Origin of the sequence: Paenibacillus sp. FSL R7-0340, from assembly GCF_038002205.1 — a bacterium.
GTDB lineage: Bacteria > Bacillota > Bacilli > Paenibacillales > Paenibacillaceae > Paenibacillus > Paenibacillus polymyxa_B.
Window position 1 is genome coordinate 3,657,746 of the sequence record NZ_JBBOBY010000001.1, and the last position, 12,945, is coordinate 3,670,690.

The window sequence follows — 12,945 nt, forward strand, 5'->3', positions numbered from 1 at the left end:
TATCCCCTGCCGTACTCTGCACCGCCGGGCGGGCAAAGTCGGTTGACAGATCCAGCACAGGCACTCCGCCCCGGAAGGTACCCAGCCAGTACGCTTCCTGACGCTGCATCCACTCCTGATGGGCTTCGCTTTGCTGCCAGACCGCATAGTCTTTGTACTGAATCCGCAATGGCGATAGCTCTTCACCGCCATACAAGCGGACAAATTCATCGGTCAGTACCTCCATCGACACACCATCCGAAACGATATGGTGCATGTCGAGCATGAGCAGATACTGTGGTGCTTGCTCTGCTCCTTGTACGCCCAAGTCCACCAAGCCTACCCGCAGCAGCGGTGCAGCTTGCAGATCAAACGGACGGACAAACTGCCGAACCCGTTCTTGTGCTTCCTGGCTGATCGTCGTGTACGTAGCTGTGTCTTGATCTGTATCCGAAGTCGCACGCTCTGCCTGTACCTTCGTATATTCCACCTCGAACGGCACGGTGTCCTCAACCCATTGCATCGGCTCATTGTCCACTAGCTCAAAACGGGTACGCAAGGTTGCATGGCGATCGATCAATTGACGGAACACATCTTCTACTCGTTTCACATCCAGCGGGCCGCTCACTTGCAGCACCGACGGCATGTTGTAGTTCACATCATTCGGGTCGAACTGATGCAGCACATACAGTCGTTTTTGCGCCGAAGATAGCGGGTAGAAGCTGCGTTCTTCCGTTACCGGAATGGACGCGTATGTTACTTGATCCAGCTGTTCCAGTACGACTGCCAACTGTTCAATGGTTGGTGCTTCAAAAATACTGCGCAGTGGAAGTGGCTTGTTCAGCTCCTTGTGAATCTTCGAGGCCAGTGTCGTCGCCCGCAGCGAGTGTCCGCCAATCTCGAAGAAGTTTTCCTTCACACCGACCTGCGTGAGGCCCAGCACATCCTGCCAAATGTGTGCCAGCTTCACTTCCACCCACGTCCGCGGTGCGACATAATCGGCTCCGCTTTGCAGGCTGCCTTCCGGTGCTGGCAGGGCCTTGCGGTCAATTTTGCCATTTGGACTCAGCGGCATTTGCTCCAGCTGTACAAAGTACGATGGCACCATGTAGCTTGGCAGCTCCCGGCCCAGCTCACTTCTCAGCTCGCTGGCACCCATTTCTTGTCCGGCGACATAGTACGCCACCATTTGTTTTTGTCCCGTTTCATCCGCACGCGCCAGCACTACGGCTTCGCGTACCGATTCCACTTGCAGCAGCTGCGATTCGACCTCGCCCAGCTCAATTCGGTACCCGCGGATTTTGACTTGATGGTCGATCCGGCCCAGATATTCAATGTTGCCGTCCGGCATCCATCTCGCCAAATCGCCTGTGCGGTACATCCGCTCATAGCCTGCTTCCCTGCCAGCAAACGGATCTTTCACAAATTTCTCGGCCGTCAGTTCTGGACGGTTCAGATAGCCTCGGGCTACGCCGACACCACCGATGCACAGCTCACCCGCAACCCCGATCGGCTGCAATTGCTCCGTGCCTTCCTTCACGATGTACAGACGAATGTTTTGAATCGGTTTCCCGATTGGAATGACCGTATATTCCTCTGACGGCTCGCAATCGAAGTACGATACGTCCACCGTCGCTTCGGTTGGACCATACAAGTTGACCAGCTTCGCTCCCGCTAGGCTCGACACGAGCCGTTGGAACCGTGCGACATGCTGTGGTGGCAATGCTTCACCACTGGCAAAGACGTGACGCAACGTACCCAGCTTCGCTTGCATCACTTCCCGTGGCTGCTGCTCCACGTACTCCAGGAACGCATGCAGCATGGCGGGTACAAAGTGCATCGTGCTCACGCCATCGCGGGCAATCGTGTCGACGATGTCTTCCGGGTTCTTTTCCCCACCCACCGACAGCAGGCTTACCTTTGAGCCGACCAGCGACCACCAGAACAGCTCCCACACCGACACGTCAAAGGTGAAGGCGGTCTTTTGCAGGATCGTATCTTCCGCACTCAAGCCGTAACGATCATGCATCCACAAAATCCGGTTCAGCACAGAATGGTGCTCCACCATCACGCCCTTCGGTTTCCCAGTGGAGCCAGAGGTATAGATGACATAGGCTACATGGTGCGGTCCGGCCAGTGGCTCCAAATTCGAGCCATCTTCGTGGTAAATGTCCTCGCGATCCAGCAACAGCACCTGGCCGTCGAAACTCAGTGATGCTTGCTCCGCCAGATGCGATTGCGTCAGTACCAACTTCGCTTCCGAGTCCTCCAGCATAAAGCGGATACGATCCGCTGGATAGTCTGGATCGATGGGCACGTAGGCTCCGCCTGCCTTGAGGATCGCGTAGATGCCTACGATCATGTCCAGCGAACGGTGAACCAGTATGCCTACAGGCTGATCCGGTTCAACACCTTCCGCACGCAGCGTCCGAGCCAAACGGTTCGCGCGTTCATTCAACTCCGCGTAGGTCAACGATTCCGCTCCGCACAACACTGCCACCTGATCCGGTGTTCGTGCCGCCTGCTGCTCAAACGTTGCACTTAGCGTCTGATCCTGCGGATAGGCTGCCGCCGTATCTCCCCACACCTGAACGATCTGCGCCTGCTCTTCCGGTGTCACCAATTCCAGCTCATTTAATCGGATATGCGGATTGTCGATAATTTGCTCGATGACATGCAGTACATGTCCTTGCATCCGCTCTATCGTAGACCGGTCGTATACATTGGCGTTATATCTGAACATGATGCGGAAAAGCTCATCGGGCATCACAATCAAGTCCAGATCATAATTCGTTTGCTCAACAACCTCTACATTCGTAATTTCAAAAGCGGACGGACGAACTTCACCCAGCTGCTCAACTTGCTCCTCTACCGGATAATTCTCAAATACCATAATGTGGTTAATCAGATGCTGCTTCTGCTCGGTCAGCGCCTGAATCTCGTATAGCGGGAAGCTGTCATAGGCTCCCGAGGTCAGTGCCTGTTCCTGCGTTTTCCGCATCACTTCCACAAAAGTGGCATTCCGTTCACTTTGAATCCGCACCGGGATCGTATTAATGAACAAACCGATCATATGCTCTACGCCGGCAATATCTGTTGGACGTCCAGATACAACACTACCGAAAATAACATCCTCATTGTTGTTATATTTCTGCAAAATAAGGCCCCACACGCTCTGCATCAGCGTATTAATCGTGACCTGCTGCTGCTTCGCAATCCGGTGTATGGCTTCGCTCCACGTTGGATCCAGATCTACCGTTATTTTTTCAGAGATATATTCGCTGGTGTCGCTTGTTGTAGTGGATACAGTATGATCTCCGCTGTCCGCCACTTGGTCTTTCGGTGAAGTATCCGATCCAGGTAATAACGTCTGCTGTTCAAAGCCCGCCAAATAGCTGCTCCAGTATTCTTTTGCCGCACGTTCATCCTGACGTCCCAGCCATTCGATATATTGGCCATACGGTGTGATAGGAGCGAGCTCCGGCTGCTTCTGCTCCAGCAGTGCAAAGTACGTACCAAACACTTCGCCTGTAACCAGCGATAAGCACCAGCCATCCATGACAATGTGATGGAAGCTCCATACCAAATGATACGTTTCTTCATCTGTTTGCAATACCTGTACGCGCATGAGTGCATCGGTTCCGAGATTAAAGCCTCTAGCTTGGTCCTCCAGCTTAAACGCCTGGATATACGCCTGTTGCTCCGCTTCCTGCATGCCGCGTACATCCTGGAAGGAAAGGTCGCTATCTTTGTGACGGAACACGATCTGCAATGGCTCCTGACTGTGCCCTGTCTCAAACATATGGAAATTCGTGCGCAGCGCTTCATGACGCTGTGTCAGTACATCCAGACTCTTGCGGAAAATTTCAACATCAAAGCTTCCTTTTTGATCAAACGAGGCTTGCTGGAAGTAGGCGCCTGACTGCGGCTCCATCAAGCTATGGAAATGCATCCCCTTCTGCATTGGCGAAAGAGCATATACATTTTCCAGCTCGCCCAAAGAAGCCGTTTGCTCCGTCAATTGCTCCAGTTGCTCCAGTGTCAAGCCTTTGAACAATACATCGCTTGGTGTTAGCTCACTCCGCTCTTTGGAGGCACAATGAGTGATCACTTCCTGCAAGCTTTCCTGCAGCAACTGCGCAAAGTTTTCTACATTTTGCTGATGATATACCTTACTGTCATAGCGAATTTCCAGTGTCAGGGCGCCCGCTGTAATCATTCCGTTCACATTCAAAGGATGCTCCAGTACGGTATGATCACTCATCGGCTCTCCACCTGGATGTGAAGACAGCGTGATATCCCCATTTTCCAAGTCCTGATCAAATTGTCCCAAATAGTTAAAGCTAATTTCAGGCTGCAAGGCAAGGGAATGATGGGCATCATCCTGAGACATATATTTCAAAATGCCGTAGCCAATGCCCTTTTGTGGCACATGACGCAGGTCTTCCTTCACCCGTTTGATTCGCTGCCCTACTTCTGCCTTTCCGTCCACACCCAGCAGCACCGGATATTGGCTTGTAAACCAGCCCACGGTACGGGTGATGTCGATATCTGGAACAATGGCTTCCCGGCCATGTCCCTCCAGATTGACCAGCACGCGCTCTTGACCGCTCCAGTTATATAACGCTGTGCCGAGTGCGGTTAACAGCAGATCATTGACCTCGGTGTGGTACGCACGGTGTGCTTCCTGTAGCAGCAGTCGTGTTTCCTGCTCGCTCCAAGCCACAGTCACAGTCTCACTGTCTCTGATCAGAAAATGCTGCCCTTCCGCTCTTTCTTGATCCTTAGGCAACGATGCAATTTCTATTTGGGCAAGACGCTGCCAATATTCGCGTTCATCTTCGATGGCCGGACTATTCGCATATTGTGATAAGCGCTCTGCCCAAGCGGAGAAAGAGTCCGTTTTATAGGGCAGACGAATGGCTTCTCCACGAACCGCCTGCTCATATCCCGCGGCAAAATCCTCAAACACAATCCGCCATGAAATGCCGTCTACCACCAAATGGTGAATCGCAATCAGTAAATGATCCCCATCCATGCAGCGGAAAAGTCCCAGCTTCACCAGCGGTCCTTCGCCCAGACGAATGGAGCCTTGGATGGCATTCGCCTTCACCTCAATTGCTGCTGCAACATCTGTAATGTTTTGCACATCCGTCAAATCCACAACGTCCAGACTGTACAGCTGACCTTCGTTCAAACCACGATTCCACGCTTCATAGCCCTGTTCGGTCTGACGGAAGACTATACGTAGCGCATCATGATGCTCCGTTACCTTGGTCACCGTTTGATGCAATGCGGCTTCATCAAAGCCTTGTGCTCTATACAGCATCACCGACTGATTGAAATAATGTAGCTCTACTGAGGATTGTCCAAAGAACCATTGCTGTATTGGGGTCAATTTAACTGCCCCCGAAACCACCTGCTGATCGGCTGTACGGCTGACCTTGTGTACATGACCGCTCAGCATCGAAATGGACGGATATTGGAACAAATCCTTCATGTCCAGCTTGTAGCCCGCTTGCAGCAAACGGGAGGATACCTGGATTGCCTTGATCGAATCGCCGCCCAGATCAAAGAAATTATCCAAAATCCCGACTCTCTTCGTTCCTAATACAGCCTGCCAAATGGACACCAACGTCTGCTCCAGCGCTGTGCGCGGCTCTACATAGTCCGCTCCGCTTTGCAGGCTGCCTTCTGGTGCCGGCAGGGCATTGCGGTCGATTTTACCGTTCGGTGTCAGCGGCATCTGCTCCAGCTGGATGAAATACGAAGGCACCATGTAGTTTGGCAGTTCCTCGCCCAGTAAGCTGCGCAGCTCACCAGTGCTCACTTCCCGTTCAGCAACATAGTACGCCACCAGCTGGTTTTGCCCCTGTTCGTCCGCTTGTGCCAGTACGATGACCTCTTGTACGTCCTCCACTTTCAAAATTTGTGCCTCGACCTCACCCAGCTCGATCCGATAGCCCCGGATTTTCACCTGATGGTCGATCCGGCCCAAATATTCGATGTTGCCGTCTGGCATCCATCTCGCCAAGTCACCTGTACGGTACATTCGTTCATAGCCCGCTTCGCCAGCCGCAAACGGATTCGATACAAATTTCTCAGCCGTCAGCTCTGGACGATCCAGATAACCCCGAGCCAGACCCGGACCGGACACGCACAACTCACCCGCTACGCCCACCGGAGCCAAATGTCCATGCACATCCACCATGTATACCCGATGATTCGGCACAGGGCGTCCGATGGAAATCAGTTGTCCGGCTCTCTCATCCTCGGATACCGGCCAGATGGATGTCGCCACCGAGTTTTCAGTTGGACCGTAGCCGTTGTAGTACGCCACCTGATCCTTCCACTTGTATACCAGCTCGGTTGAGGATGCTGAACCCGCAGTAAACAGAATACGCAAGTTTGGCATCCGTTCTGGCTCCAGATACACCGCATAGGTTGGCGGCAAAGCTGCTACCGTGATTTGGTGATCCGCCATATATTGCTCAAACCGCTCGTAATTCAGAATCGTCTCTGACGTTGGCACATACAACGTGGCTCCGCAGAACAGCGCCTGGAAGATTTCCCAGCAAGCCGCATCAAACGAATAGCTGGCGAACAGCAACGCATGATCCGACGTGCTCATCCGAAGCGTCTGATCAAAATACGTTTTCAGATTGCATAGCCCGTGATGCTCCAACATTACACCCTTCGGCTGCCCCGTTGTACCCGACGTATAAATGACATACGCCAGATCGTTCGGACCAGACAACGACTCCAGATTGGAACCATCCTCGTGATACACACTCTGTGCTCCATCCAGCACCAGCACGTTACCGTCAAAAGCTGCTTTATCCACCAGATGGTTTTGCGTTAACAACAGCTTCGCACCCGAGTCATCCAGCATATAGCGGATACGCTCTTCTGGATACGTCGGATCGATTGGGACATACGCGCCACCAGCCTTCAAAATCCCGAAGATACCTACGATCATGTCCACCGAACGCTCGGTCATCAGACCCACCAGTCGATCCTTCGTCACACCTTGACTGCGCAAGGTATGAGCTAATCGATTGGCGCGTGCATTCAGTTCACGATAGGTCAACTGCTCTCCTTCGAAGAACAGGGCTGTCTGCTCCGGCGTTTTCGCGTTTTGCGCCTCGAACAAGCCATGAATCGTTTGCTCGTTTGGATAGGCTACCGCTGTATTGCCCCAAACCTCGACGATTTGCTTGCGTTCCTGCTCACTTAACATATCCAGCTCATGTACACGAATGTCTGGTTTCGCTGTCACCTGTTCCAGCAGCTGTACCAGATGCCCTCGAATTTGCTCTACACTTTCCCGTTCAAAGGCCAGTGCATTATAACCAAAACTCATGTGAATGGTGTTCCCCGGCAGTACCACCAGGTTAAAGTCATAGTTGGTCTGCTCGACAGACTCGGCTCCTGTGATACTGAAGCTGGACTCATCGTCGTTGCCTAATTGCTCCAATTGTTCCTCTACCGGATAGTTCTCAAAAATAAGAATATGATTGATCAAATCCTGCTTAAGCTCCGACAGCCCCTGAATTTCATACAACGGGTACGTATCATAGGCATGGGAAGCAATCGATTGCTCTTGGGTTTGCTTCATCACGTCTGAGAATAAGCTGTCCACTTGACTGCGGATGCGTACAGGAATGGTATTGATAAACAGACCAATGATGTGCTCCACATTCGGAATGTCTGCCGGACGTCCAGATACCACGCTGCCAAACACCACATCATCTGTGCCATTATATTTTTGCAGCAAAATGCCCCAAACGGTCTGCATCAACGTATTGATCGTTACCTGATAACGCTTGGCTATGCGCTGAATGCCTGCCGTTAGCTCCGCGCCCAAGTCAAAATCCAAACGCTCCGCCTGATAGCCCGTTTTGCCCTGAATTTTAGCCTGTGGCAGGCGGGACTGTTCCTCATATCCTTCCAAAACCTTGCTCCAGTAACCTGATGCGGCCTGACGATCCTGCTGCTCCAGCCATTCAATATATTGACTGTATGGCGTTACAGGGGCCAGTTCAGGCTGCTTATGGGCCAGTATTGCAAAATAACTCGCAAACACTTCGCCTGTCACCAGCGACAAGCACCAGCCGTCCATCACGATATGGTGGAAGCTCCACACAAAACGGTACGCATCCTCACCTATGCGCAAAACAGCGACACGCATCAAGGCATCTTGTGCCAGATCAAAGCCTCTTTGCTTGTCTTTGCGCGTATATTCGAGGATGTACTCGTTTTGCTGCACTTCCTCCATATCCCGCAAATCTTCCACATAGAGTTCACTGTGCTTATTGCGGTACACGACCTGCAGCGGTTCATCCTTCCAGCCACTGTAGAAGTTCGTGCGCAGTGCTGTATGCCGCTGCACCAATACATCCAAACTTGCCGCAAACGCATCGATATTAAAATGTCCTTGCAGATCAAAGGAGGCCTGTTCAAAATAAGCTCCCGATTGCGAGTCCATCAGATTGTAAAAGAGCATGCCCTTTTGCATCGGCGTCAGCGCGTATACATTTTCCAGCTCACCTATATGTGCGGCCTGGGCTGCCATGTGCTCCAGCTCTCCAGTCGTCAGACCCTGGAAGGACACATCACTCGGCGTCAGCTCCGGCTGTTCCTGAGCGACACAATGTGTAATCACCTCTTGCAAAGCGGATTGCAGAAGTCCCGCCACACGTTCCAGCGTTTCTTTGCGATACTGCTTACGACTGTAAGCGATCGTCAAGCGCAGCGTGCCTTCCGAGATCATCGCATTCAAATCCAGCGTATATTGCAGCGGTGAATGGGCATCCTCTGTCTCCCCTGCGCTATAGGATGACAATGAGATTCCACTGTTTTGCACATCCTGATCGACCTGTCCCAAATAGTTAAAGCTGATTTCCGGTTCTGCTGCAAACGCATGGGACGCAGGAGACAAGTAGCGCCAAGTTCCATACGTCAGCCCTTTATGTGGAATCCGGCGCAAACCTTCCTTCGTTTCTTTGATGTGCTGTGCCAGTGTCATTCCCTTGCCCATTTCCAGCAGCACCGGATACAAGCTCGTAAACCAGCCTACCGTACGTGTTATATCCACCTCTGGCAAGATCGCTTCACGACCGTGTCCCTCCAGGTTCACCAGCACCTGTCCCGCGCCTGTCCAGTTGTGCATTGCCAATCCTAACGCGGTCAACAGCAAATCATTGACCTCGGTGTTATAGGCGCGATGGGCCTGCTTCAGCAGCTGCTGAGTTTCAGCTTCGGTCCACTCTACCGTCAGCACTTCGCTGTCTGCATTCAAGGAGCCCTCATAGGCAAAATCCTTAGGCAGCGGCGCCGCTTCCGCTTTGGCCTGTTCCAGCTGCTTCCAGTAAATTTCATCCGACGCCTCCGCAGGACGGTTGGCGTAAGACGACAGCTCCCGTGCCCATGTTTGGAAGGAATCCGTTTTATAGGGCAATCGTACCGACTCGCCCTTGATCGCCTGTTCGTAGCCAGTCGAGAAATCTTCAAACAGAATCCGCCACGACACCCCGTCTATCACCAAATGGTGAATGGCTATGAGCAAATGATCTCCCTTTGCTGTGCGGAACAATCCGAGTTTGACCAAAGGTCCTGCGGACAGGTCGATGCTGCTTTGGATTTCATTTGCCTTCACTTCCAGCGCTTCCGCATAGGCTACTTGTTCACGGTAGTCTGCGGTTTCCAGCGTATACAACGCGCCTTCATCTACACCGCGTGTCCAAGCCGTATAACCCGAGGAAGTCTGACGGAAAACTGTGCGAAGCGCATCATGATGCTTCACGATGTGATCCATGACTTGGCGAACCGACGTCTCATCAAAGCCCTCGGCACGATAGAGCATGACCGCCTGATTAAAGTGCTGCGGACGCTCGCGCTCCTGCGCAAAGAACCAATGCTGGATCGGAAGCAAAGCGGTTTCCCCTCTCACTTCTCCTTGATCTGCCATACGACTGACCTCGTGCATATGCGGTGCCAGTGTTGCAACCGTTGGATACTGGAATAAATCCTTCATGTCCAGCTTATAGCCGGCCTGGAACGCACGCGATGCGATTTGGATCGCCTTGATCGAATCGCCGCCCAGATCAAAGAAATTGTCCAAAATACCGACAGTCTGTAGTCCCAGTACCGACTGCCAGACCGCTGCCAGAGCACGTTCTTGCGCGGTACGCGGCTCAGCATAATCCGCTCCGGTTTGCAGGCTGCCTTCCGGTGCTGGCAGGGCCTTGCGGTCGATTTTGCCATTTGGACTCAGCGGCATCTGCTCCAGCTGTACAAAGTACGACGGCACCATGTAGCTTGGCAGCTCCCCGCCCAGCTCACTTCTCAGCTCGCTGGCTCCGAGCTCTTGTCCGGCGACATAGTACGCCACCATTTGTTTTTGGCCCGTTTCATCCGCACGAGCCGTGACTACGGCTTCGCGCACCGATTCCACTTGCAGCAGCTGCGATTCGACCTCGCCCAGCTCAATCCGGTAACCCCGGATTTTCACCTGATGGTCGATCCGGCCCAGATATTCAATGTTGCCGTCCGGCATCCATCTCGCCAAATCGCCTGTGCGGTACATCCGTTCATACCCGGCTTCACCACCGGAAAACGGATCGGCTACGAATTTCTCGGCCGTCAGCTCCGGTCGGTTCAGATAGCCCCGTGCTACGCCGACACCGCCGATGCACAGCTCCCCTGCAACCCCGATCGGCTGCAATTGCTCCGTGCCTTCCTTCACGATGTACAGACGAATATTCTGAATCGGTTTCCCGATTGGAATGACCGAATAGGCTTCATTAGGCTCGCAATCGAAGTACGATACGTCCACCGTCGCTTCGGTTGGGCCATACAAGTTGACCAGCTTCGCTCCCGCTAGACTCGACACGAGCCGTTGGAACCGTGCGACATGCTGTGGTGGCAATGCTTCACCACTGGCAAAGACATGGCGCAACGTACCCAGCTTCGCTTGCATCACTTCCCGTGGCTGCTGCTCTACATATTCCAGGAACGCATGCAGCATGGCGGGTACAAAGTGCATCGTGCTCACACCATCGCGAGCAATCGTGTCGACGATGTCTTCCGGGTTCTTTTCCCCGCCGACTGACAGCAGGCTCACCTTTGAGCCGACCAGCGACCACCAGAACAGCTCCCACACCGACACGTCGAACGTGAAGGCCGTCTTTTGCAGGATCGTATCTTCCGCACTCAAGCCGTAACGATCATGCATCCACAAAATCCGATTCAGCACAGAATGGTGCTCCACCATCACGCCCTTCGGTTTTCCCGTGGAGCCAGAGGTATAGATGACATAGGCTACATGGTGCGGTCCGGCCAGTGGCTCCAGATTCGAGCCATCTTCGTGGTAAATGTCCTCGCGATCCAGCACCAGCACCTGGCCGTCGAAACTCAGTGATGCTTGCTCCGCCAGATGCGATTGCGTCAGCACCAGCTTCGCTTCCGAGTCCTCCAGCATAAAGCGGATACGATCCGCCGGATAGTCTGGATCGATGGGCACGTAGGCTCCGCCTGCTTTGAGGATCGCGTAGATGCCTACGATCATGTCCAGCGAACGGTGAACCAGTATGCCTACAGGCTGATCTGGTTCAACACCTTCCGCACGTAGCGTCCGAGCCAAACGGTTGGCTCGCTCATTCAGCTCCGCGTAGGTCAACGACTCCGCTCCGCATAGTACCGCCACTTGCTCCGGTGTGTTCGCTACCTGCTGCTCGAACAGCACACTTAACGTCTGATCCTGCGGATAGGCTGCCGCCGTATCCCCCCAGACCTGAACGATCTGTGCCTGTTCTACCGGTGTTACCAATTCCAGCTCATTCAAACGGATATTCGGATTGTCCACAATTTGTCCGATGACATGGTCGATATGCCCCTGGATACGCTCCATGGCAGACCGACTATACACCAGAGCATTGTATTCAAGCAGGATGGAGATATCCTCGTCAGGCACGACAATCAGGTTGAAATCGTAGTTGGTTTGCTCGGCAAGTGCCACATTGGCAATAGAGAAGCCATTTTGTGCTCTTGTCTCACCGGAACCGCCCATCTGCTTCATCTGTTGCCCGATCGGGTAGTTTTCAAAGACCATAATGTGATGAATCAGGTCTTGTTTTTGTGCAGTCAGTGCCTGAATGTCGTATAACGGGAACGTGTCATAGACACCAGAGGCCAAAGCCTGCTCCTGTGTGCGCTGCAATACTTCTGCAAATGTAGCATCCGGTGCACTGCAAATGCGTACCGGAATCGTGTTGATAAACAACCCGATCATATTCTCCACACCCGGAATGTCTGCCGGACGACCGGATACCACACCACCAAATACAACATCCTGATGATTATTGTATTGCTGTAAAATAACGCCCCACACGCTTTGCAGCAAGGTGTTAATCGTGACATGTTGTTGCTTGGCCATTTGGTTCAATGCCGCGGTCCGTTCTTTACCCAACATAAATGGCAGCTTTTCTGAAACATAGCCGGAACGGGAACCCGCACCGCTTCCGTCTGGTTCTTCATCCCGTGCGACTACAGAAGCTTGTGCGTTCTCACCAGGCAACAAGGTTTGCTGCTCATAACCCGCCAAATACTCACTCCAATAACGGGTCGCTTCCTGTGCATCCTGATCTTCCAACCATTCGATATAGTCACTATACGGCTTGACAGGTGCGAGCTCTGGCTGCTTGTGCTCCAGCAGGGCAACATAGGCACCAAACACTTCATCCGTCACCAGCGACAGGCACCAACCGTCCATCACAATATGATGGAAGCTCCATACAAAACGGTAGGAGCTATCACCCGTGCGGAAGACGGTTACGCGCATGAGCGCATCCTTGCCTAAATCAAAGTTTTGAGCTTTATCCTGGGCCACAAATTCAGCTATAGCGTGCTCACGGCCTCGGACATCCTCATAACGGAAGCTCGGATTTTTATGACGATAGACGATCT

Annotated in this window: 1 protein-coding gene (running past both ends of the window); it reads right to left on the bottom strand. The window is 52.9% G+C overall.

All 12,945 nt of this window come from inside a single coding sequence — locus MKX59_RS16050, non-ribosomal peptide synthase/polyketide synthase, on the bottom strand. Of the gene's 42,213 coding nucleotides, 14,266 precede the window and 15,002 follow it; the stretch shown corresponds to coding positions 14,267-27,211 (codon 4,756, partial, through codon 9,071, partial); reading right to left, the first codon wholly in view occupies positions 12,941-12,943. Both codon boundaries (start and stop) fall beyond the window edges.